Source organism: Tepidimonas sp. (assembly GCF_036824975.1).
GTDB lineage: Bacteria > Pseudomonadota > Gammaproteobacteria > Burkholderiales > Burkholderiaceae_C > Tepidimonas.
On sequence record NZ_DAISZC010000013.1, the window covers coordinates 1 to 21001 of the forward strand.

At 68.7% G+C, this 21001-nt stretch carries 20 protein-coding genes, 2 tRNA genes and 1 pseudogene; 14 read left to right on the plus strand and 9 right to left on the minus strand.

Annotated features, from left to right (window positions below; all coding sequences use genetic code 11):
* Nucleotides 1–5: 5 nt before the first annotated feature.
* Both V7Z54_RS02780 and hrcA read right to left on the minus strand, forming a co-directional pair.
* A tRNA-Ile gene (locus tag V7Z54_RS02780) sits at nucleotides 6–82 on the minus strand.
* 100 nt (nucleotides 83–182) lie between these two features.
* Entirely contained in the window at nucleotides 183–1205 is a 1023-nt protein-coding gene (gene hrcA / locus V7Z54_RS02785) for a heat-inducible transcriptional repressor HrcA (RefSeq protein WP_334134199.1), read from the minus strand.
* 35 nt (nucleotides 1206–1240) lie between these two features.
* On the opposite strand from hrcA, the gene V7Z54_RS02790 reads away from it, so the two are divergent.
* From V7Z54_RS02790 to rapZ, 3 genes and pseudogenes are all read left to right on the plus strand, one after another.
* The gene (locus tag V7Z54_RS02790; protein ID WP_334134201.1) at nucleotides 1241–2167 is read left to right on the plus strand and encodes an NAD kinase; all 927 of its coding nucleotides are present in this window, start codon (nucleotides 1241–1243) and stop codon (nucleotides 2165–2167) included.
* Nucleotides 2164–3810, plus strand: coding sequence for a DNA repair protein RecN (recN, locus tag V7Z54_RS02795; RefSeq protein ID WP_334134203.1), 1647 nt, complete (start codon nucleotides 2164–2166; stop codon nucleotides 3808–3810). The genes V7Z54_RS02790 and recN overlap by 4 nt, the downstream gene beginning before the upstream one ends.
* Nucleotides 3807–4679: pseudogene (gene rapZ / locus V7Z54_RS02800) on the plus strand (RNase adapter RapZ); the annotation flags it as partial. The gene recN and the pseudogene rapZ, both read left to right, overlap by 4 nt.
* On the opposite strand, the gene mutY reads toward rapZ, so the two are convergent.
* Nucleotides 4664–5779 (minus strand): A/G-specific adenine glycosylase, encoded by a 1116-nt coding sequence (mutY, locus tag V7Z54_RS02805; RefSeq protein WP_334134205.1) that lies wholly within the window; start codon nucleotides 5777–5779, stop codon nucleotides 4664–4666. The pseudogene rapZ and the gene mutY sit on opposite strands and share 16 nt — an antisense overlap.
* A gap of 35 nt (nucleotides 5780–5814) precedes the next feature.
* The gene (mutM, locus tag V7Z54_RS02810; RefSeq protein ID WP_334134207.1) at nucleotides 5815–6627 is read right to left on the minus strand and encodes a bifunctional DNA-formamidopyrimidine glycosylase/DNA-(apurinic or apyrimidinic site) lyase; all 813 of its coding nucleotides are present in this window, start codon (nucleotides 6625–6627) and stop codon (nucleotides 5815–5817) included.
* Between the two features lie 77 nt (nucleotides 6628–6704).
* Here mutM and V7Z54_RS02815 point away from each other — a divergent pair, with 77 nt between their 5' ends.
* From V7Z54_RS02815 to pth, 7 genes are all read left to right on the plus strand, one after another.
* Nucleotides 6705–8126 (plus strand): tetratricopeptide repeat protein, encoded by a 1422-nt coding sequence (locus tag V7Z54_RS02815; protein ID WP_334134209.1) that lies wholly within the window; start codon nucleotides 6705–6707, stop codon nucleotides 8124–8126.
* A 1-nt stretch (nucleotide 8127) separates the two neighbouring features.
* On the plus strand, nucleotides 8128–8610 hold the full coding sequence (locus V7Z54_RS02820) for an outer membrane lipoprotein LolB (RefSeq protein ID WP_334134211.1): 483 nt from the start codon (nucleotides 8128–8130) through the stop codon (nucleotides 8608–8610).
* A gap of 3 nt (nucleotides 8611–8613) precedes the next feature.
* A complete protein-coding gene (gene ispE, locus V7Z54_RS02825) occupies nucleotides 8614–9510 on the plus strand; it encodes a 4-(cytidine 5'-diphospho)-2-C-methyl-D-erythritol kinase (protein WP_334134212.1) in 897 nt (298 codons plus the stop codon).
* Nucleotides 9511–9566: 56 nt separating this feature from the next.
* Nucleotides 9567–9643 (plus strand) — tRNA-Gln (locus V7Z54_RS02830).
* Between the two features lie 26 nt (nucleotides 9644–9669).
* Nucleotides 9670–10656: a ribose-phosphate pyrophosphokinase gene (locus tag V7Z54_RS02835; protein ID WP_334134213.1), complete on the plus strand. Its 987-nt coding sequence runs from the start codon at nucleotides 9670–9672 to the stop codon at nucleotides 10654–10656.
* A 217-nt stretch (nucleotides 10657–10873) separates the two neighbouring features.
* Entirely contained in the window at nucleotides 10874–11500 is a 627-nt protein-coding gene (locus V7Z54_RS02840; RefSeq protein WP_334134216.1) for a 50S ribosomal protein L25/general stress protein Ctc, read from the plus strand.
* Between the two features lie 282 nt (nucleotides 11501–11782).
* A complete protein-coding gene (pth, locus tag V7Z54_RS02845; protein WP_334134218.1) occupies nucleotides 11783–12436 on the plus strand; it encodes an aminoacyl-tRNA hydrolase in 654 nt (217 codons plus the stop codon).
* Nucleotides 12437–12492: 56 nt separating this feature from the next.
* Here pth and V7Z54_RS02850 read toward each other — a convergent pair whose 3' ends face one another.
* The 5 genes from V7Z54_RS02850 to V7Z54_RS02870 are packed head-to-tail and all read right to left on the minus strand — an operon-like array spanning nucleotide 12493 to nucleotide 16801.
* Entirely contained in the window at nucleotides 12493–12777 is a 285-nt protein-coding gene (locus V7Z54_RS02850) for a YfhL family 4Fe-4S dicluster ferredoxin (RefSeq protein WP_334134219.1), read from the minus strand.
* A gap of 49 nt (nucleotides 12778–12826) precedes the next feature.
* Nucleotides 12827–13336, minus strand: a complete 510-nt coding sequence (coaD, locus tag V7Z54_RS02855; RefSeq protein WP_334134221.1) for a pantetheine-phosphate adenylyltransferase — start codon at nucleotides 13334–13336, stop codon at nucleotides 12827–12829.
* Nucleotides 13333–13956, minus strand: coding sequence for a 16S rRNA (guanine(966)-N(2))-methyltransferase RsmD (rsmD, locus tag V7Z54_RS02860; RefSeq protein WP_334134222.1), 624 nt, complete (start codon nucleotides 13954–13956; stop codon nucleotides 13333–13335). Before rsmD ends, coaD begins: the two co-directional genes overlap by 4 nt.
* A 32-nt stretch (nucleotides 13957–13988) precedes the next feature.
* A complete protein-coding gene (locus V7Z54_RS02865) occupies nucleotides 13989–15329 on the minus strand; it encodes a M16 family metallopeptidase (protein WP_334134224.1) in 1341 nt (446 codons plus the stop codon).
* The gene (locus V7Z54_RS02870) at nucleotides 15326–16801 is read right to left on the minus strand and encodes a M16 family metallopeptidase (RefSeq protein ID WP_334134226.1); all 1476 of its coding nucleotides are present in this window, start codon (nucleotides 16799–16801) and stop codon (nucleotides 15326–15328) included. Before V7Z54_RS02870 ends, V7Z54_RS02865 begins: the two co-directional genes overlap by 4 nt.
* Nucleotides 16802–16830: 29 nt before the next feature.
* On the opposite strand from V7Z54_RS02870, the gene ftsY reads away from it, so the two are divergent.
* The 4 genes from ftsY (at nucleotide 16831) to V7Z54_RS02890 (ending at nucleotide 20754) form a co-directional block, all read left to right on the plus strand.
* Nucleotides 16831–18075, plus strand: coding sequence for a signal recognition particle-docking protein FtsY (gene ftsY / locus V7Z54_RS02875; RefSeq protein WP_334134227.1), 1245 nt, complete (start codon nucleotides 16831–16833; stop codon nucleotides 18073–18075).
* 233 nt (nucleotides 18076–18308) lie between these two features.
* Complete coding sequence (locus tag V7Z54_RS02880; RefSeq protein ID WP_334134229.1) at nucleotides 18309–18608, plus strand: c-type cytochrome; 300 nt, start codon at nucleotides 18309–18311, stop codon at nucleotides 18606–18608.
* A gap of 31 nt (nucleotides 18609–18639) precedes the next feature.
* Complete coding sequence (locus V7Z54_RS02885; protein ID WP_334134254.1) at nucleotides 18640–19923, plus strand: NAD(P)/FAD-dependent oxidoreductase; 1284 nt, start codon at nucleotides 18640–18642, stop codon at nucleotides 19921–19923.
* 213 nt (nucleotides 19924–20136) lie between these two features.
* The gene (locus tag V7Z54_RS02890; RefSeq protein WP_334134231.1) at nucleotides 20137–20754 is read left to right on the plus strand and encodes a c-type cytochrome; all 618 of its coding nucleotides are present in this window, start codon (nucleotides 20137–20139) and stop codon (nucleotides 20752–20754) included.
* Nucleotides 20755–21001: the final 247 nt, after the last annotated feature.

The following is a 21001-nucleotide window of genomic DNA, read 5'->3' on the forward strand; positions in this document are numbered from 1 at the left end:
GCGTGTGGTAGGCCGTGCAGGATTCGAACCTGCGACCAAGGGATTATGAGTCCCCTGCTCTGACCGACTGAGCTAACGGCCCGCCAGCCGCGATTGTACGGACCGCGCCGACAAGACCAGCGCCTATTTGGCGCGGTTTTGGCTGAGCACTCCACAGCGCACGACACCTGCGCCGACTGACCCTACTCGCCGCGCGTCTGGCTAAGCGCGTTGCCCACCAGCTTGGCGGTGATGTCGACAATCTGGATCATGCGGTCGTACGGCATGCGCTGCGGGCCGATGACACCGAGGGTGCCGACCACCTCCCCGTCCACTTCGTAGGGCGCACTGACGACCGACAGCGCCTCGTAGGGCACGACCTGGCTTTCGCCACCAATGAAAATGCTCACCCCCTCGGCCTGCGCCGAGATGTCGAGCAGCCGCATCACGTGGGTCTTTTGCTCGAACAGGTCGAACAGGCGCCGCAGGTTGCCCATGTCGCGGGCGAAATCATCCACTTCCAGCAAGTTGCGCTCACCGGCGATGACGACTTCGTCCTGCTGCGCGGCCTCATGCCCCGCTTCCACCGCCTTGACCATCAGGGTGGCGATTTCGCCGCGCAACGCGTCGACCTCGTGGCGCAGCCGCTGCCGCACCGCCTCCAGTGTCAGGCCGGCGTAGTGGGTGTTGAGGTAATTGGCAGCCGCCTGCAGCTGGTCCTGGGTAAATTCATTGCCGGGGTGCAGGATGTGGTTCTGCACATCACCGTCGGGCGAGACGAGGATCACCAGCACGCGCCGCTCCGACAGGCGCAAAAACTCGATGTGCCGAAACACCGCCGGGCGGCGTGGCACGCGCACCACACCCACGAAGTGCGACAGCTGCGACAGCAGCTGCGCCGCCTGATTGAGGACCTGGCGCGGCTGTTCGGCCGCCAACGCCGGCGCTGGCAACGCCTGCAGCGCAACTTGCTCGGCACGCCGCACCGTCAGCATGGTATCGACGAAGTAGCGGTAGCCGCGCGGCGTCGGCACGCGCCCGGCCGAGGTGTGCGGACTGGCCACCAACCCCAGCTCCTCCAGGTCGCTCATCACGTTACGGATCGTGGCGGGCGACAGATCGAGCCCTGCCGCCTTGGACAGCGTGCGCGAACCCACCGGCTGCCCGTCGGCGATGTAGCGCTCGACCAACGCCTTCAGCAACAACCGGGATCGCTCATCTAACATCGTGACCTGGTCATGACCCATGGTGTAATTTGAGCATGAATCCGTCGGCTGTGCAGCCCCCCTGCCCCCTCGCGTCGGCAACGGCGGCGCTGCGTTTTCGGCGGGTGGCGCTGGTGGGCAAATACCACGCCGGCGGCAGCCGCGCCGCGCTGCAGCAGGTGGTGCACTTTCTGCACGAGCAAGGCTGCGAGGTGACGCTGGAGCGCGACACCGCGCTGCATCTGGGGCCGCTGGGCGACGCCACGCGCGACGTCGCCAGCATCGGTGCACACTGCGAGCTGGCGCTGGTGGTGGGTGGCGACGGCACAATGTTGGGCATCGGTCGGCAGCTCGCGCCACACGGAGTGCCCCTGATCGGCATCAACCAAGGGCGGCTGGGTTTCATCACCGACATCCCGTTCGAGCGCTTTGCCGACGCGCTGCGGCCAATGTTGCACGGTGCTTATGAGGAAGAGCGGCGCGCGCTGATGCAGGCCAGCGTCTGGCGTGACGGCGAGTGCATCTTTCAGACCATCGCCATGAACGACGTGGTGGTCAACCGCGGTGGCGCGCCGAGCATGGTGGAGCTGCGGGTGGAAGTGGATGGCCACTTCGTGGCCAACCAACGCGCCGATGGCCTGATCATCGCCTCGCCCACCGGCTCCACGGCCTATGCGCTGTCGGCCGGCGGCCCGCTGCTGCACCCCGCGATTGCAGGGTGGGTAATGGTGCCCATTGCGCCGCACACGCTGTCCAACCGCCCGATCGTGCTGCCCAGCGACGGTGAAATCGCCATTGAAGTGGTGGCCGGGCGTGAGCCCAGCGCGCACTTCGACATGCAGACCTTTACCAGCTTGCTTCCGCAAGACCGCATCGTGGTGCGGCGCTCGGCACACACGCTGCGCCTGCTGCACCCACAGGGCTGGAGTTATTTTGATACGCTGCGGCGCAAACTGCACTGGAACGAGGGGGTGGTGGCATGAGCTGGCTGCGGCTTGCGGTGCGTGACTTCGTCATCGTCGAGCAGCTGGAACTGGAGCCGGGCAGCGGCTTCACGGCGCTGACGGGTGAGACCGGCGCTGGCAAGTCGATCCTGATCGACGCCTTGCAGCTGCTGCTGGGCGGCCGCGCCGAGGCGCAGGTGGTGCGCGAGGGCGCGGCGCGCGCCGAGGTGGCGGGGGAGTTCGATCCGCCAGCGGCCGCACTGCCCTGGCTGCAGGAGCAGGGGTTTGATGCCGCGCCGCAGGCGCCGCTGCTGCTGCGGCGTGTGGTCGATGCCCAGGGCCGCAGTCGTGCCTGGATCAACGGCAGCCCGGCCACCGCAGCGCAGCTGCGCGAACTCGGCGCTTGGCTGGTGGATATCCATGGACAGCATGCGTGGCAAAGCCTGACGCGAGCCGACGCCATGCGCGCTCTGCTCGACCGCTACGGCCGCATCGACACCAGCGCGCTGCAGGCCGCGTGGGCCAACTGGCGCGCGGCACAGGACGCTTTGCACGCTGCCGAAACCCAGCAAAGCACGCGCGAGCAAGAGTGCGAGCGCCTGCAGTGGCAGATCGACGAAGTGGCCCGGCTTGCCCCCGGCGATGATGAGTGGGACGAGCTCAACCGCCAGCACGCCCGGCTGGCGCATGCGCAGGCGCTCATCGATGGCGCGCGCGACGCGCTGGCCGCGCTGGATGCGGGCGAGCCCGACGTGCGCTCGCTGCTGACGCGCGCCATCGGCCGGCTGCGCGAACACCAGCACATCGACCCCCGCCACGGCCAGTGGGCCGATATGCTGCAGCAGGCGCTGGACCAGATCGGCGACGTCTGCCGCGACCTGGCGCACGCTGCCGATGCGATCGACGTGCAGCCCGAAGCGCTGGCGGCCCTGGACGAGCGGCTGGGACGCTGGCTGGCGCTGGCGCGGCGCTACCGCTGCACGCCGCCGCAGCTGCCGCAGCGCTGGCGTGAGTGGCAGCAACGCCTGCAGACCCTGCAGGGACAAGCCGATCTGGAGGGGCTGCGCCGCGCCGTCGAGCGCGCCGAGGCGGCGTTCATGCAGCAGGCGCAGCAGGTGGCGCGGCAGCGCGAGCCCGCCGCCGTGCGCCTGGCAGCCGCCGTCACCGAAGCCATGCAGGGTCTGGGCATGGCCGGTGGGCGTTTCGAAGTGCGGTTGGAACCCTTGCCCCAGCCGCAAGCCAGCGGGCTGGAGCGTGTGGAATTTCTGGTGGCCGGACACGCGGGGGCCACGCCGCGCCCGGTGGCCAAAGTGGCCTCGGGCGGCGAGCTGTCTCGGCTGGCGCTGGCCATCGCGGTGGCCACCAGCGCGCTGGGTGAAGCGCCCACGCTGATTTTCGACGAAATCGACAGCGGCATCGGCGGCGCGGTGGCGCACACCGTGGGCCGGTTGATGCGGCAGCTGGGTCAAGCGCGGCAGGTGTTGGCCGTCACCCACCTGCCGCAGGTGGCGGCGTGTGCCCACCACCACTGGCATGTCCGCAAACAGACCCAGGGCGATGTGACGATCAGCGACGTCACCCCCTTGCAGGGCGAAGCGCGCGTGCGCGAGCTGGCCCGCATGCTGGGGGGCCCGGGCACAGCCACGTCACTGGCCCACGCACGCGAGCTGCTGCAGTCATGACGGACATTTCTGCTGCGCCGCTGCAGCTGGTGCTGATCACCGGCATGTCCGGCTCGGGCAAGTCGGTGGCGCTGCACGCGCTGGAAGACGCCGGCTATTACTGCGTGGACAACCTGCCACCCGAGTTGCTGGAGGCGTTTATTGAGGTCGAACGCACGCACCGGGTCGAGCGGGTAGCGGTGGCGATGGACGTGCGCAGCGCCTCCTCCCTGCCCAGCTTGCCCCAGCGCCTGTCCGCGCTGCGGGCACGTGGCATCGATCTGGCCGTGCTCTACCTCGACGCCAGCGACGAAGTGCTCGTGCGGCGCTACTCCGAGACGCGCCGCATGCACCCGCTGTCGGCTCGCGACAGCCGCGACACGCATCGCGCGCTGTTGGAGGCGCTGAACCTGGAACGTGACCTGCTGGCCCCCTTGCGCGAGGGGGCGCTGGTCATCGACACCAGCCAGTTGAAGGCGGCACAACTGCGCACCGAGGTCAAAACCCTATTGGTGCGGCGCGGCGCGCCGCTGGCACTGGTGTTTGAGTCGTTCGCCTTCAAACGCGGGGTGCCGATGGACGCGGACTTCGTATTTGACGTGCGCATGCTGCCCAACCCACACTACGAGCCGGCGCTGCGCGCGCTGACCGGACTGGACGATCCCGTGGCATCCTATCTGGACGCCGAGCCCGAGGTCGCGACGATGCGGGCGCACATCACTGGTTTTTTGGAACAGTGGCTGCCGGCCATGGTGCGCGACCACCGCAGCTACGTGACCGTGGCGGTGGGGTGCACCGGTGGGCAGCACCGCTCGGTCTATCTGGTCGAGCGGCTGGCCGCGCATTTTGCCCAGCGTTGGTCGGTGCAGCGCCGTCACCGCGAACTCGACCTGCGGCTGTCCGACCCCCACTTCTGGAGCCAGCGCCGCACCGGCGCGGGCAGCCCCAATGACAGCGCCTCGGACGGCGACCACCAGGCACCCTGAGCGCACGGATGGGCTGGCAGCGGTGGCGCCCCGCCACTGGCGCCACCCCAGTGGGGCGGCAAGCGGCACCACCACGGGTGCAGCGTCAGCTCACGATGGGTCAGGGCGTGCTGCTGCGGCGGCTCGCACACCACCTCGACGCCGGCCGCCTGCCAGGCAGCCAGCGGGGGCGGATTGGCGCACAACGGTGGCGCCCACAGGCCGGCCCAGATGCCGCGCGCCGGGCGGCGCTGCAGCCACCAGCGACCATCGGCGGCGACGAACAACGGCAACCACCAACTCTCGTGCCGGCGCACCGGCGCGGCGCGCCGCCGTGGCCACGCCTCGGGTGCGCCGCTGGCCCGCGCGGCGCATCCGTCGGCCAACGGACAGTCGGCACAGCGCGGACGGCGGCGCGTGCACACTGTGGCGCCCAGGTCCATCAGCCCCTGGGTGTAGGCTGCCATCTCATCCGCACTGGCCTGCGGCGGTATCAGGTGCTGCGCGATGGCCCACAGCGTGCGCTGCCCCGCAGCGCTCGTGTCGTCGAAGGCCAGCAGCCGTGTCAGCACCCGCCGCACATTGCCGTCTAGGATCGAGCAGCGCTGACCAAAACAGAAAGCCGCCAGCGCGGCCGCGGTCGAGCGCCCAATGCCGGGCAAGGCCGCCAGCGCCTGCGCGTCAGCCGGAAACTGCCCACCGTACTGCGCCACCACCTGCCGAGCACAGGCGTGCAGATGGCGCGCGCGGCTGTAGTACCCGAGTCCGCTCCACAACGCCAGCACCTCGTCAAGCTCGGCGGCTGCCAGCGCATAAACATCAGGAAAACGCTGCAGGAAGCGCTCGTAGTAGCCCAGCACGGTGCGCACCTGCGTCTGCTGCAGCATGATCTCGGACAGCCAGATGCGGTAGGGGTCGCGCGTGTGCTGCCACGGCAGGTCGTGACGGCCGCAGCGGCGCTGCCAGGCCACCACGCGGCTAAACACCACGCACTGGTCCAGTGCCTGCGACGGTGGCTGCGTCAATGCACAGCCGTCCAAGAGACACCGTGCAGGCCGTCTCAACGTGCCTGACATCGCGGACAGTAAAAGGTAGAACGCTGCCCCTGCCGGATGACGCGGATCGGCGTGCCACAGACCCGGCACGGCTCGCCCGCGCGGCCGTACACCCACAGCTCGAGCTGGAAATGCCCATGCTGCCCGTTGACGCGAAAATCGCGCAGTGTGCTGCCACCCGCCTGCAGCGCGCGCTGCAGCACCTCGCGAATGGCGGCGTGCAGCCGCTCAACGCGCACACGGCCTAAGCGATGGGCAGGCGTGGTTGGCCGGATACCGGCCCGAAACAGCGCCTCGCTGGCGTAGATATTGCCCACCCCCACCACCACGTCACCGGCCAGCAGCACCGACTTGATGGCCGCACGCCGCCGGCGCAGCGCCGCATGGAACGTCTGCGGCTCGAACGCCGGCTCCAGCGGCTCCACGCCCAGGCCGGCAAGCAGCCGGCGTGCGCGCTCGTCTTCGGCCCCGTCCGCATACAGCACGGCGCCAAACCGGCGCGGATCGTGCAGCCGCAACGTACCACGATCGGTGATCAGATCGAAATGGTCGTGCCGGTCGGCGGGCGGTGCCTGTTCCCACCAGCCCAGACTGCCCGACATGCCCAGGTGCAGCAGCAGCCAGCCGCGATCCAGCTCCAGCCGCAGGTACTTCCCCCGACGGCCGACCCGTTCGATCCGGCGCCCCACCAGCGCCTCGGGCTCGATGCCCAACGGCCAGCGCAGCGGCGCGCCCAGACGCGCCCCGGTGATGCGCGCCCCCAGCAGCGACGGGGCGATGCGGCGACACGTGACCTCGACTTCGGGCAACTCGGGCATGGACGTCCCTGTGGCATGCAGCGCGATGGTGAGTCGATTATCATCGACAGTCCCACTCCCCGTCGGGACTCCGACCGATGCCGCCCCTGCGCTCCCTGATCCTCTGTGCCAGCCTGTGTCTGCCCTTGGTGCCGGCCGCCGCGCAAGAGGCGGCTGGCCGGGCGGGTGGCGGTGGTGCCGAAACGGCTACGCCCTCTGCCCTGGACGCCGAACTCTTCTACCAGCTGCTGCTGGCGGAGCTGCAGCGACGCGACGACCCGGGCGCGGCTTACTCGCTGATCCTGGATGCCGCACGGCGCACTGGCGACCCCGCCCTGTACCGACGCGCAGTGGAAATCGCTGTGCAGGCGCGCGCCGGCAATGCCGCACTGGAGGCGGCACAGGCATGGGCACGCGCGCGGCCTGCCGACGACGAGGCCCGGCGCACGCAGCTGCAGCTGCTGCTGAGCCTGCAGCGGGTGGGCGAATCCGGCCCCGTGCTGCGCGACTGGATCCGAGCCACCCCCCCCGAGCGCCGCCCCGAGGTCATCGCGCTCGTACCCGCCGTGTTGGGGCGAAGTAGCGACGCCGAGCAGGCGCTGGCGACGGCACGCACCGCGCTGGAGCCGTGGCTGCGTGGCAGCGGGCCAGTGGCTGCCGCCGCCTGGGCGGCGCTTGGGCGGTTGCAGGCTCAGGCCGGACGCAGCGCCGATGCCCTGCACTCCGGCGAGCGGGCGCTGCAGGCCGACCCCTCATCCAGTGCCGTTGGCGCGCTGGCACTCGGACTGCTGGAAGCGCTGCCGCAACAAGCCGAAGGTCTGCTGCAGCGCCATCTGGCCGCAGCTGGCGACAAAGCCGAAACGGCAGTGCGCATCGCCTACGCCAGCGCGCTGGCCGAACGCGGGCGCCTGAACGAGGCCTTGGCGCTGCTGCGCCTGCCGGACGGACGCACGGCCGACGAACGCGCGCGTCTGCGCCTGGCCGAGGCGCGGCTGCTGCGTGACAACGACCAGATCCAGGCTGCCTACGATGTGCTGAGCGCCGCCTGGACCGCGGATCCGCAGCACGCCGACCTGCAGTACGACCTGGCCATGCTGGCCGAGCGGCTGCAGCGCCTGGACGAAATGGAGCGCCTGCTGCGCGACCTCATCGCCCGCCGCCCCGACGACCCGCACCCGTACAACGCGCTCGGCTATGCGCTGGCCGACCGGGGACAGCGCCTGCCGGAGGCCAAGGCGCTGATCGAGGAGGCACTGCGCCGCGCCCCCGACGACGCCTACATCATCGACAGCCTGGGCTGGGTGGAATTTCGGCTGGGCAACCTGGCCGAGGCGCGACGCCTACTGACCGACGCCATGCACCGCCGTCCGGATCCCGAAATCGCCGCCCACCTGGGCGAGGTGCTGTGGGTGCTGAACGAACGCGAGCAAGCCCGCGCCGTGTGGCGCCAGGGCCTGGAACTGGATGCGCGCAACCGCACGCTACGCGAGACGCTGCGGCGGTTCGGTGTCGAGCCCTGACATGCGCAGCCGCCTCGACCGCGCATTGCTGGCCGCTGCGGCCGCGCTGCTGACCGCCTGCGCCAGCCCGCCCGCCCCCCCGCCCGGCGGCAGTTGGAGCGGGCGGCTCGCATTGACGGTCGCCGTCGATCCTCCGCAGCGCTGGAGCGCCGCCTTCGAACTGGAGGGGGACGCCGAGCGCGGTGTGCTGCGCCTGTTTGGCCCGCTAGGCAACCTGGCCGCCGAGGTGCGCTGGAGTCCGCAAGGCGCCTGGCTCGAGCGCGGTGACGGCCCCGCCCAGTACTACCCCGATCTGGCCACGCTGACCACCGACCTGACCGGTACCGCCTTGCCGGTGGCCACCCTGTTCGACTGGCTGGCGGGCCGCCCCACCCCCCTGTCCGGCTGGGAGGTGGACCTTGGCAACCATGCCAGCGGACGCCTGCATGCCCGCCGTCTGACGCCCGCACCGCCGGCCGATCTGCGCCTGCTCTGGCAACCGTGACTCATGCGCAGCCTGCTCGACGTTCCCGCTCCGGCCAAGCTTAACCTGTTCCTGCACGTGACGGCGCGCCGCGCCGACGGCTACCACGAACTGCAGTCCGTCTTCTGCCTGATCGACTGGGCCGACACGCTGCACTTTGAGTGTCGCTGCGACGGACAGATCACGCGTGAGGACTTGCACGACACCGACGCCCCGCTGCCAGCCGACGACCTGTGCGTGCGCGCCGCGCGTGCGCTGCAAGCCGCCAGCGGTTGCACTTATGGCGCGCACATCGTGCTTGACAAAAGCATTCCGCAGCAGGCGGGCCTGGGGGGCGGCTCCAGCGACGCGGCCAGCACCCTGTTGGCCCTCAACCGGCTGTGGGGGCTGCGCTGGCCCACGGCGCGCCTGCTCGAACTGGCCGCGGGGCTCGGTGCTGACGTGCCGTTTTTTGTGGCCGGCCGCACGGCTTGGGTGGAGGGTATTGGCGATCGCGTGCAGCCGATTGCGCTGCCCACCCAGCGCTGGGCGGTGGTCAAGCCGCCCCAGGGTACCCCGACTGCGGCCATTTTTCGGTCGCCCGACCTCAAACGCAACACCCCGGCGGTTACAATGTCGTCCGTCGTCGCCGATCCCGCCAACCGCGAAGCGCTGGCCCGCGGTTGTTGGGGGGGCAACGACTTGCAGGCCGTCGCCGTGCGTCTTTGTCCCGACACAGAACTCGCACTTCGACACCTGCAGTCGCTCGGACTGCAGGCCCGCATGACCGGATCGGGCAGCGCCGTGTTCGCGGCTGTGCCCACAGCCGAAGCCGAAGCGGCGTTCCGTTCGCTATCGTGGCCAACCGGTTGGCAGACTCGTGTTTGCGAGGGACTGAGCGAACACCCGCTGCTGTGGTGGCAAAAAGATGCTATAATCTAGGTCTTGCTGCAGTAAACGACTGCACGAGGCAAGCCGCGCCAGCGGTTGGCCTGTGTAGGGGAGTCGCCAAGTTGGTTAAGGCATCGGATTTTGATTCCGACATGCGAGGGTTCGAATCCTTCCTCCCCTGCCAAATCTTCCCCCGTGCCGGTAAATTCCATGGAACGCTCGACGCCAGCGCACAGCCCCGATTTCATGCTGTTTACCGGCAACGCCAACCCGGTATTGGCAGCTGACATCGCGCGCCATCTGGGCACCACGCTGGGGCTGGCGCACGTTGGCCGTTTCTCTGACGGCGAAGTCACGGTCGAAATCGGCCAAAATGTTCGCGCACGCGACGTCTTCGTCATCCAGCCCACCTGCGCGCCGACCAACGAAAACCTGATGGAGCTCGTCATCATGGTCGATGCGCTCAGGCGCGCCTCGGCCGCGCGCATCTCGGCCGTCATCCCCTACTTCGGCTACGCCCGCCAGGACCGGCGCCCGCGCTCCAGCCGCGTGCCCATCAGCGCCAAGGTGGTGGCCAACATGCTGCAGGTGGTGGGCGTGGAGCGGGTGCTCACCATGGATCTGCATTCCGACCAGATCCAGGGCTTTTTCGATATTCCCGTCGACAATATCTACGCCTCGCCGGTTCTGCTGGGTGATCTGCGGCGCAAGCAGTACCCGAATCTGCTGGTGGTCTCGCCTGATGTCGGCGGGGTGGTGCGCGCGCGCGCTCTGGCCAAGCAGCTCGACTGCGACATGGCCATCATCGACAAGCGCCGCCCCAAGCCCAATGTGTCCGAGGTGATGCACGTCATTGGCGACATCGAGGGCCGCCACTGCGTCATCATGGACGACATGGTGGACACCGCCGGCACGCTGGTCAAGGCCGCCGAGGTGCTGAAGGCCCGCGGCGCCACCAAGGTGTTTGCCTACGTCACCCATCCCATCCTGTCCGGACCGGCGGTGGAGCGGGTGGCCAAGGGCGACGCGCTCGACGAACTGGTCGTCACCAACACCATTCCGCTCAGCGAAGCCGCGCGCGCTTGCCCCAAGATCCGTCAGCTCGACGTCGCGCCGCTGTTTGCCGAGACGATCGCGCGTATCGCCTCGGGCGAGTCGGTGATGAACCTATTTGCCGAGATGGAAAACGCGGCCTGAAGCCGACTGCTACCGTGCGTGCCACGCACAACAGCGGTCACTTTACCGCTGCCCGCTGTGCCTCAACAGGTGCCAGCAGGCGTTGCCGAATGAGGGCCGCTGGCCGGCAGGCCGGCAGACCTCATCCCTGCCGCGCTCCCTGTACTCACAGGGAAGCGGTGTTTGTGTAACCCCGGGGCGCGTTGGTCGCGACCGCCCCGACCATGGAGTCAGTGCAATGAAATTCGTCGCTTTTGAGCGCCAGACGCAGGGCACGGGTGCGAGCCGCCGCCTGCGCAAGAGTGGCCGCACCCCCGGTGTGGTCTACGGCGGCAATGCCGCGCCGCAAAACATCGAGCTGGATCACAACGCGCTGTGGCAGGCCATCCAGAAAGAAGCCTTCCACACCTCGATCCTGGAGATGGAACTCAACGGGCAAGTCACCAAGGTCGTGCTGCGCGACGTGCAGTACCACCCGTACAAGCCGCAGGTATTGCATGTGGACTTCCAGCGCGTGGACGACAACACCCGTCTGCGCAAGAAGGTGCCGCTGCACTTCGTCAACGCCGAGCAGTCGCCCGCCGTCAAGGCCGACAAGTGCCTGATCAATCACGTGGTCACCGAGCTGGAAATCGAGTGCTTGGCCACTCAGCTGCCGGACTTTATCGAGGTCGATCTGGGGCACCTGCACAAGGGTCAAAGCCTGCATGTGAGCGACTTGAAGCTGGCTGCGGGCATCAAGGTCGTCACGCACGGCAAGCCCAACCCGACCATCGCCACGGTGGTGGAGCCAGTGGAAGAAGTGGTGGCCGCGCCCACCGCCGCCGCAGCGGACGACAAGAAGGGCAAGAAGGGCAAGAAGTAAGCCCAGCCGTGGCGGTGCGGTTTGGCGTGTACCGCCTACCTCGCTCGGGCGGCCTGTCTGCGGCGCACCCCGAATGGGAACCAGGCGCGCGATACGCCCCGCATCGGGATCGGTTTTTCTGCACCAAGGCCCGCGGCACGCGGGCCTTTGTCATGGTCGGGTGCGGCAACGGTTCCGCACACGCCCCGTCCGGCAACACATCGGCCTGTCTCACCGAGCGCGCAGACGACCGACAATGCCGGTAAACATCGTCGCTCCCCTGCGCAGCACGGTCAGGTTGATATGTTGAAGCTGTTGGTTGGCCTGGGCAACCCCGGGCCGGAATATGAGGACACCCGCCACAACGCGGGGTGGTGGTGGATCGACCGGGTGGCGTCCGACCTGGGGGTGACGCTGCGCCCGGAGCGTGCCTACTTCGGTTTGCTGGGCCGCACCAGCGTCGGCGGGCAACCGCTGTGGCTGCTCAAACCGACCACCTTCATGAACCGTTCCGGACAAGCGGTGGCGACGCTGGCGCGTTTTTTCAAAATTGCACCTGCCGAGATGCTGGTGGCGCATGACGAGCTCGATTTGCCGCCGGGCGATGCGCGCCTCAAACGCGGCGGCGGCCACGCCGGCCACAACGGATTGCGTGACATCCACGCCCAGCTAGGCAGCGCCGACTACTGGCGCCTGCGCTTGGGGATCGGCCACCCCGGGGTCAAGCACGAGGTGGTGCACTGGGTCCTGCGCTCGCCACCGGCCAGCGAACGCGCCGCCATCGAAGCCGCCATCGACCGCAGCGCGCGCGCCCTGCCGCTGCTGCTGGCAGGCGACGTGGCCAGGGCTACCGCCGCCATTCACACCACCCAGCCGGCACGGCCCAAACCGCCGCGACCGGCCGCTGCCGCCAGCACGTCCGCTTCCCCGAGCCCCCCGGCGCCTGAAAGCGAATAAGCGCCTAGACCGCGGCTGCTCTGGCTCGACCCAACACGGCCCGCGCGGCCAACGGGCTACGGCTGCCGCGCGTCCGCGCCGACCGCAGCCGCCTTGGCCGCCTGCAGACGGCGATACTTCTGCCACAGCGTCTCGCGGCTTTCCACATGTACCGGGTTGACCGGAATACAGCTCACCGGGCACACCTGCACGCACTGCGGCCCGTCAAAGTGCCCCACGCATTCGGTACAGCGCCCGGGGTCGATGACGTAGTGCTCCTCGCCCATCGAGATGGCCTGGTTCGGGCACTCGGGCTCGCACACGTCGCAGTTGATGCATTCGTCGGTGATCATCAAAGCCATGGTCGGCTCTCACGGTAACGCCGAAGTTCGGAGAGGCTGCGCCACCTCGTCACGCGGCAGGCGGCGCACAGACCGCGCGCAGCCGCTGCGCCACGCCCGGGCTGACCATCTGGGTCACGTCCCCGCCAAGCTTGGCGATCTCGCGCACCAGAGTACTCGAAATGCACTGCCACTGCGGCTGCGGCAACAGAAACACCGTCTGCACCGTGGGCAAGAGCTTGGCGTTCATGGCCGCCATCTGCGCCTCGTAGTCGAAGTCGGTGACGTTGCGGATGCCGCGTACCACCGCCTGCGCGCCATGGGCGCGGCAGAAGTCCATGATCAGCCCATCGAACGGCAGCACGTCAACCCCGGGGCAGTCAGCCAGCGCCTCGGCCACCATGTCCAGGCGCTGCGGCAGATCGAACAGCGTGCGCTTGTGGTGTGCCACCGCCACCGCCACGATCAGGCGGTCGAACAACGTGGCGGCGCGCCGGATCACATCTTCGTGGCCCAGGGTGATGGGGTCGAACGTGCCGCTGTAGACCCCAATGCGCGGCGTCGCAGAAGGAGCGCTCATGGCTGCGGATTATCGGCCCGCCACAGCAGATGGGCATGCACCTGGCCTGCGCGCAGATGACGGTGCAGACGCCAGCCCAGCGCGTGCAGCTGCTCCGCGCTCCAAACGTGCGGCGCCTCCAGGTAGACCCAGCCCAAGGGGCGCAGCAGCCGCTGCGCGGCCTGCAACGCGGCCCGGGTGAGGTGGCCATCGCAGGCGCGCGCATCGTCGAACGGCGGATCCAAAAACACCCCATCCCATACCGCTGCGGGCAGCGTGTGCAGCGTGGCCAGTGCGTCGCCGGCCAGCACCCGCACGCCCTCGGCCCGCAGCCGCTCGACGTTGGCCTGCAGTACGTGCACCAGTGCCGGGTGGCGCTCGCACAACACCACCTCGACCGCCCCGCGCGAAGCGGCCTCCAAACCCAGCGCGCCACTGCCCGCGAACACGTCCACGCAGCGGCAACCGCTCAAGTCCTGGCCCAGCCAGTTGAACAGCGTCTCGCGCACACGGTCGGGCGTGGGGCGCAACCCGGGCGCCTGCCCCACCGGCAGTCTCGCGCGCCGCCAGCGCCCGCCGATGATGCGCACCTCGCCCGGGGGGCGCTCTGCAGACGCGTGCCCGCTGGGAGCCGACGGCACGCGGCGCGGAGCCGCCGGGGGCCGCGCGGGCGTCACGGCACCGCCCCCACCACCACCGTCACCAGCCGCTGGGGGTCGATGACGCGCCGCCACGCACGCCAGACGGTGTCGCGGTCCAGCGCCGCCACGCGCGCAGGCCAGGTGTCGAGTTCGTCCAAGGGCAAGTCGGACCACGCCACCGCCGCCACCTGGTCGGCGATCTTGCGGTTGCTGTCCAGCCGCAGCGCATGGCTTTGGATCAACGCGGTCTTGGCCTGTTGCAGCTCGGCGTCGGTGGGACCGCGCTCGGTGAAGTCGCGCAGCACTTGGTGCACCAGCGCCACCGCCTGCGCCGCCTGGTCGGGGCTGGTCTGCAGCGTCACCGTGTACGCCCCCGCGTGACGCCCTGCCAGGAAGTAGCTGTACACACCATAGGTCAGCCCCCGCCGCTCGCGAATCTCGTGCATCAGGCGCGAGGTAAAGCCGCCGCCGCCCACGATGTGATTGGCCACCTGTAGCGCCAGGTAATCCGGATCGCGCCGCGGTACACCGGGCTGCCCGATGAGGACGTGCGCCTGGGCCGCCCCCGCAAACGGTTCCTGTACCGCAACGCCCTGGGCCAGTGGCGCCACCTCGGGGAGGGCCGGCAGCGGCGCGCAGCCGTGGTCGGCCCACCCGGCCAGCAGGCGCTGCACCAGCGCCTGCGCCTCGGCGCGCCCGATGCGCCCAACCAGCGTCACGCGCGCGTCGCACGCGCGCGCATGGCGCCGGTAAAACTCGCGCATCGCCTGCGGCGTGATCGCCGCCCACGTCTGGGGCGTGGCCTCCCATCCGTAGGGGTGCCCCCGGTACACCGCATCAGCGTACAGACGCGCGGCGCGCGTTTCGGGCTGCAGCTGCGCCTGCTGCCAGGCCGCCACCAGGCGCTCGCGTTCGCGCGCCCACACGGCAGCGTCGAACGCGGGCGCCGCCAGCTGCCGCGCCGCCAGCGCCACTGCAGCATCCAGAATGTCGGGCGTAGTGAGGGTGCGCAGCGACACACTCAAGCGATCGAGCGTGGCCACCGCCGACCACTGCGCCCCCAGGTCCGCCCACGCTTCGGACACGGCGTTGTCATCCAGTGCCGGCCCGGCGGCGCTGGCGGCCACACCCTTGCTCAGCATCAGAGCCACCGCCGCCGCCAACCCGGCCTGATCGGGCGGGTCACGTCGGCTGCCACCATCGACTTCGATGCGCACGTCTAGCATGGGCAACGCAGGGCTGTACACCCAATACACCCGCGCGCCATCAGGCTGCACCCACTGCTCGATGGGCGGCGCCGCCTGGGCCAGCGTCGCCCCCCACAGCAGGCCCCATGCGAACGTCAGGCGCCGCAACCACGACAGCAGCCTCATCGGGCATCCTCCTGCGGGAGCAGCACCGCCACCGTCAGCGTCGCATCGCCAAAGTAGCGTGCCGCCACGCGCTGGATATCGGCCGCCGTGATGGTCTGCAGCCGCTGCAGCAGCCGCTCGTTGGCATCCAGCGGCCACTCCAGCGCCCAGTGCTGGCCCAGCTCACGCGCCTGGGCAAACAGCGAATCGCGTTGAAAAACCTCGGAGGCCGCCCACTGGTTGCGCACGCGGCGCAACTCGGCGTCGCTGACGCCCTCGCGCGCAATGCGCTCGATCTGCGCGCGCAGCGCCGCCTCCACGCGCTCAACGGGCACGCCCGGCCGCACCGTAGCCTCCAACACAAACTGCTGCGGCCCGCGGCCAGCCAGTCCATAGGCCGCCGATGCGGCATCGGCCAGCCGCTCGCCGCCCTGCCCCTGCACCAACCCGCGCTGCAGGCGCGCCGCCGCGTGGCCGTCCAACACGCCGGCCAACAGCAGCAGCGCCAGGGCATCGCGCGCCTCGGGGTGATCGTCGTCTGGGTGCTTCAGGCCGGGCACCGGCCACCCCATCAGCAGGCTGGGCTGCGGCACGCGGCTGTGCCACTGCACCCGGCGCAGACCGCGCTGGGGCGGCTCCACCAGCGGGGTGCGTGTCGGCACCACGCGTGCCGGGATGGTGCCAAACGTCGCCTCGGCCCACCGCCGTACCTGCTGAGGATCGACATCGCCCACCACCACCAGCGCGGCATTACCCGGCACGTACCAGCGCTGGCGAAACTCCCGCACCGTCTGCGCCTGCATACCCTGCAGACTGCTCATCCACCCGATCACCGGACGCCGGTAGGGGTGCACCTGCCACGCCGCCGCCTGAAATTGCTCGAACAGCTGCGCCTGCGGCACGTCTTCGATGCGCTGGCGCCGCTCTTCCCGAATGACATCGAGTTCGCGCGCCAACGCCTCCACGCTCCAGGCGTTGTGGGCAAACCGTTCGGCCTCCAGCGCCATGGCCTCACGCAGCCGCGCTGCGGGCAGCTGCACGTGGTAGACCGTGACGTCACGGCTGGTAAACGCGTTGTCGCGTCCGCCCAAGGCGGCGATGCGGCGTGAGTACTCGCCCTCAGCCAGTGTCGGGGTACCCTTGAACATCATGTGCTCCAGCACATGCGCCACGCCCGCTTCGGCGTCGGTCTCATCCATCGCGCCCACACGCAGCCACAGCATCTGCACCGCCGTAGGTGCGCGCCGGTCGGGCTGTACGATCACCGTCAGCCCGTTGGCTAGCGTAAAGCGCTCGACCGTGGTCGCAGGGGAACTGGCCGCAGTTGGGGCAGTGCCCTGCAGCGGCGCGCCGCCGGTCTGGCCGCCGGCTGCCGACGCCACCAGAAGCGCGCCGACAGCTACGCAGCGCCGCAGCCACGGATGCCCCCGCCGCGCGTCGGCATCACCGCACCGACGCATCGGCATCGGCCCTCGCACAACATCGGGTTTCATAGAATGCGCAGATTCTAGAGTCCTCCCATATGTTCAGTTTTCTGAAGAAAAAGTTCTTTGGCGAGCGTGCTGAGCCCGCGCCCGCGCCACAGGACCGTGCCCCGTCTGCGGCGGCATCCGAAGCCACCGCTCCCGCCCCGCCCCCGGCCAGCGCCGCTGCGGGACCGCACGCGGCGCTGCCGCCCGCCACGCCAGCCGCCCCGGTCTGCGGTCCCCTCACGGTAACGCCCACTCCAGCGCCCGCCGCAGCCGCGGCACCGGGGGCACCCGGATCCTCTACTGAAGCGGTGACACCGCAGGTACCCGGGCTCTGCGCCGACGCCACCGCGTCCGACGCGCACGCCAGCGCCGCTACCCGCCAGGGCTGGTTGGGTCGGTTGGCGGCGGGGCTGCGCAAGACCGGCCAGAGCCTGACGTCAGTGTTCGTCGGTGCCCGCATCGACGACGCGCTGTACGAGGAACTGGAGGCAGCGCTGCTGATGGCCGACACCGGCACCCAAGCCACTGCCCACCTGCTGCAGGATTTGCGGCAGCGAGTCAAGGCCACGCGCGCCACCGATGCGCAACAGGTGCGTGCGCTGCTGGTCGACGTGCTGACCGACTGGCTGCAGCCGCTACAAAAACCGCTGGCGGTGGGCGCGCAAACCAATGGCCCCACGGTCTGGATGGTTGCTGGGGTCAACGGTGCCGGCAAGACAACGACTATCGGTAAGCTCAGCTGGCATTTGGCGCAGCATGGCGCCACGGTGCTGCTGGCCGCGGCCGACACCTTCCGCGCCGCGGCGCGCGAGCAACTGGGGGTGTGGGCGCAGCGCAATGGGGTGGACATCGTCAGCCAGGACAGGGGCGACCCGGCGGCAGTGGCGTTCGATGCCGTCAGTGCGGGCCGCGCGCGCGGCAAAGACGTGGTGATCGTCGACACCGCCGGACGGCTGCCGACCCAGCTGCACCTGATGGAGGAGCTGCGCAAGGTCAAGCGTGTGCTGCAGAAGGCCGAAGCCAGCGCCCCGCACGAGGTGCTGCTGGTCATCGACGGCAACACCGGCCAAAATGCGCTCGCCCAGGTCAAAGCATTCGATGCCGCCCTGCAGCTCACCGGGCTCATCGTCACCAAACTCGACGGGACCGCCAAGGGTGGCGTGCTGGCCGCCATCGCCATGTGGGCGCGCGAGTGTCGGCGCAACGTCCCCGTCTATTTCATCGGCGTCGGTGAAAAGCTCGAAGACCTGCAGCCCTTCGACGCGCGCGAGTTCGCCACGGCGCTGCTGAGCTGACAACGCCCATGCGTGACATGCGGGTTGACCCGATGGTGCCGACGGATTGGTCGCTGTACCCTCGGTATCTAGGCGGAGCGCTCCGACGGAGCAAACACCCCGCAACCCGCCGTCAGTTCACTGTCGGTTTGAGCCCTTAGGATTGTCACCCATTGCTTATATCAGCACAACGTGATGCACATCGTTTCCGTTGCGGCGCTGTTGCCGCATCACCCCAGAGGAGATCGCCAACGATGAAAAGTAAAACCGGAGTCGTCGCTGCCGCCCTGCTCAGCATCGCGGGCCTGGCGCATGCCCAGGTGGACCAGGTCAAGGTGTGGGCAGCAGCTTGCGCCAACTGCCACGGCACCAATGGGCATGCCCAGCCCGGCATGGAGGCCCTGGCCGGCAAGGACAGGGACGACATGGTGCAAAAGCTGCTCGATTTTAAGAACGGGCGCAAGCCAGCCACCATCATGCACCAGCTCGCCAAAGGCTACACCGATGACGAGCTCAAGGCCATCGCAGCCTACTTTGCGGCGCAAAAGAAGTAAGGCACCGACCCGACAGGAGACCCCCACCATGATGCAACGTCGTCACTTCGTTCACTCCGTCGCGGTCGGCTCCGCGCTCGGCTCCTTGGGCCTGCTCGGCGGCTGCGCCTCGGTGGCCAGCGGCAGCGGCCCGCACGTCGTCGTCATCGGCGGCGGCTACGGCGGCGCCACCGCCGCCAAGTACACGCGCCTGTTCTCCGAGGGCAAGGTGCGCGTCACGCTCATCGAGCCCAACCCGGCCTTCGTCTCGTGTCCGATCTCCAACCTCGTCATCGGCGGCCTCAAAAAAATCGAGGACGTCACCATCCCATACGAGAATCTGGAGAAGCGCCACGGTGTCAAGATCGTGCGCGACCGCGCCACGGCCATCGACCCGGACAAGCGTATCGTCAAGCTTGCCGGTGGTGGTGAAATCGGCTATGACCGCCTGATCGTGTCGCCTGGCATCGACTTCATGTGGGAAACGCTGCCCGGCATGACCAAGCCCGGCGCGCAAGACAAGGTGCTGCACGCCTGGAAGGCAGGCCCGCAGACGGTGGCGCTGCGCCGCCAGCTCGAGGCGATGCCGGACGGCGGCGTGTACGCGCTGTCTATCCCGCTGGCCCCCTACCGCTGCCCGCCCGGGCCATACGAACGCGCCTGTATGGTCGCGCACTACTTCAAGAAAGCCAAGCCCAAGAGCAAGGTCATCGTCTTCGACGCCAACGACGACGTTACCTCCAAGCCGGCGCTGTTCAAAAAGGCCTGGAACGAACATTACCAGGGCATTCTCGAGTACCGGCCCAAGCAGCGCGTGGTGGATGTGGATGCCGCGACCAACACCCTGAAATTCGAGTTTGGCGACGATGTGCGTGCCGATGTGCTCAACGTCGTGCCCGAGATGCGCGCCGGCGACATCGCTGTGCAGGCAGGGTTGGCCACAGCCAACAAACGCTGGTGCGAGGTGGACTTCCTCACCTTCGAGTCTAAGGCGGCGAAGAATGTGCATGTGCTGGGCGACGCGATCCAGATCGCACCGGCGATGCCCAAGTCGGGCCACATGGCCAACCAACACGGCAAGACCTGTGCGGCGGCCGTCGTCAGCCTGCTCATGGGCAAAGAGCCACCCAAGATGCCACTGTACGCCAACACCTGCTACAGCTTCGTCACCGACGAGGACGTGGTGCACGTGGCCAGCGTGCACCGCTACGACGCTGAGAAGAAGACGATGCTGACCGTGCCCGGATCTGGCGGCGTGTCGGCCCGCGCCAGCGAGCTGGAGGGCCGCTACGCGCTGGCCTGGGCCCGCAACATCTGGGCAGATACCCTCGCGTAAGACGCCGTGCTGTTGGTGCCCATGGCGGGAAAGTCGGTCGAGATGAGCATGGGGTCAGTTCTCCTTGACGGGAAACGCCCCGGGCTGTGATCGCAACGTGCTTTCCTCGCCATGGGAGCTGCCCACGTCGGCTTTTGACCCCACCGCTGCGACGGTGGGGTTTTTCGACGACAAATATCATCGTATTCGAAACCGATTATCGTTGATGAGGCCATGAACCCTCGAGCCCGCTTCCTGACCACCATCGGTGCCGCTGCGTTGGGTGTGGCGGCGCTGGTGCCACCCGCGCACGCCCAAGCCGACGAAGCTCGGGCGCGCAAAATCGCCAACGGCGTCTGCGCCATGTGCCACGGCGACAACGGTGAATCGACCAGTGAGGTCTTTCCGCGTCTGGCTGGGCAAAACGCCGAGTACATCAGCAAGCAGCTCAAAGCCTTCAAGAGTGGCGCGCGCAAGAGCACCGCGATGGCTGAAATGGTCGCCAAACTGACCGAAGATGAGATGCTCGCGCTGGGCCGTTATTACGAAAAGATGGCTCCCACCCGCGAGAATGTGAAAGACACCGGTTTGGCGGCGATCGGCGCATACCTGTACCAAAACGGCAACCGGTTCAGCGGGGTGCCGGCCTGCGCCTCTTGCCACGGTCCGGACGGACATGGCGCTGCCAACCTGCCGCGACTGGCGGGACAGTTCTCCGGTTACCTGTTCACGCAGCTCAAACAGTTCAGCAAGCGCGAGCGCACCAATGACAACGTGGTGATGCACACGGTCGCCGAAAAAATGACCGAGCTGGAAATGGCGGCGGTGGCCGAATATCTGAGCACCAAGTAAGTTCGTGCGCGGCGGACCGCGCTGGCGCCAACCCAGCCGGCAAGCGGTGATCTCGCGCTCTGCCGCACGAGCATTGCGGGTATCCGGCCCGGCTGGAGCCACGCGTTGCGGTAACGCGGCCCGTCACCTGCCAGCCGACGGCTGCGACGACGGGCAGGAGCGCGGTGTGATCAGGCTGCGCAATCCCCTTTGTCTGTGCTGCACAACCGTCCGCAGCCGGATCGGATGCGGCCGCCAAACCCCTCCC

What these genes read in the sequence shown, in the direction of transcription:
- V7Z54_RS02870 (WP_334134226.1), bottom strand. Translation starts at nt 16,801, where the DNA reads ATGAAACCCGATGTTGTGCGAGGGCCGATGCCGATGCGTCGGTGCGGT.
- ftsY (WP_334134227.1), top strand. Translation starts at nt 16,831, where the DNA reads ATGTTCAGTTTTCTGAAGAAAAAGTTCTTTGGCGAGCGTGCTGAGCCC.
- V7Z54_RS02850 (WP_334134219.1), bottom strand. Translation starts at nt 12,777, where the DNA reads ATGGCTTTGATGATCACCGACGAATGCATCAACTGCGACGTGTGCGAG.
- coaD (WP_334134221.1), bottom strand. Translation starts at nt 13,336, where the DNA reads ATGAGCGCTCCTTCTGCGACGCCGCGCATTGGGGTCTACAGCGGCACG.
- mutM (WP_334134207.1), bottom strand. Translation starts at nt 6,627, where the DNA reads ATGCCCGAGTTGCCCGAAGTCGAGGTCACGTGTCGCCGCATCGCCCCG.
- recN (WP_334134203.1), top strand. Translation starts at nt 2,164, where the DNA reads ATGAGCTGGCTGCGGCTTGCGGTGCGTGACTTCGTCATCGTCGAGCAG.
- V7Z54_RS02815 (WP_334134209.1), top strand. Translation starts at nt 6,705, where the DNA reads ATGCCGCCCCTGCGCTCCCTGATCCTCTGTGCCAGCCTGTGTCTGCCC.
- V7Z54_RS02880 (WP_334134229.1), top strand. Translation starts at nt 18,309, where the DNA reads ATGAAAAGTAAAACCGGAGTCGTCGCTGCCGCCCTGCTCAGCATCGCG.
- V7Z54_RS02820 (WP_334134211.1), top strand. Translation starts at nt 8,128, where the DNA reads ATGCGCAGCCGCCTCGACCGCGCATTGCTGGCCGCTGCGGCCGCGCTG.
- V7Z54_RS02840 (WP_334134216.1), top strand. Translation starts at nt 10,874, where the DNA reads ATGAAATTCGTCGCTTTTGAGCGCCAGACGCAGGGCACGGGTGCGAGC.
- V7Z54_RS02890 (WP_334134231.1), top strand. Translation starts at nt 20,137, where the DNA reads ATGAACCCTCGAGCCCGCTTCCTGACCACCATCGGTGCCGCTGCGTTG.
- V7Z54_RS02835 (WP_334134213.1), top strand. Translation starts at nt 9,670, where the DNA reads ATGGAACGCTCGACGCCAGCGCACAGCCCCGATTTCATGCTGTTTACC.
- V7Z54_RS02885 (WP_334134254.1), top strand. Translation starts at nt 18,640, where the DNA reads ATGCAACGTCGTCACTTCGTTCACTCCGTCGCGGTCGGCTCCGCGCTC.
- V7Z54_RS02790 (WP_334134201.1), top strand. Translation starts at nt 1,241, where the DNA reads ATGAATCCGTCGGCTGTGCAGCCCCCCTGCCCCCTCGCGTCGGCAACG.
- ispE (WP_334134212.1), top strand. Translation starts at nt 8,614, where the DNA reads ATGCGCAGCCTGCTCGACGTTCCCGCTCCGGCCAAGCTTAACCTGTTC.
- V7Z54_RS02865 (WP_334134224.1), bottom strand. Translation starts at nt 15,329, where the DNA reads ATGAGGCTGCTGTCGTGGTTGCGGCGCCTGACGTTCGCATGGGGCCTG.
- hrcA (WP_334134199.1), bottom strand. Translation starts at nt 1,205, where the DNA reads ATGTTAGATGAGCGATCCCGGTTGTTGCTGAAGGCGTTGGTCGAGCGC.
- pth (WP_334134218.1), top strand. Translation starts at nt 11,783, where the DNA reads ATGTTGAAGCTGTTGGTTGGCCTGGGCAACCCCGGGCCGGAATATGAG.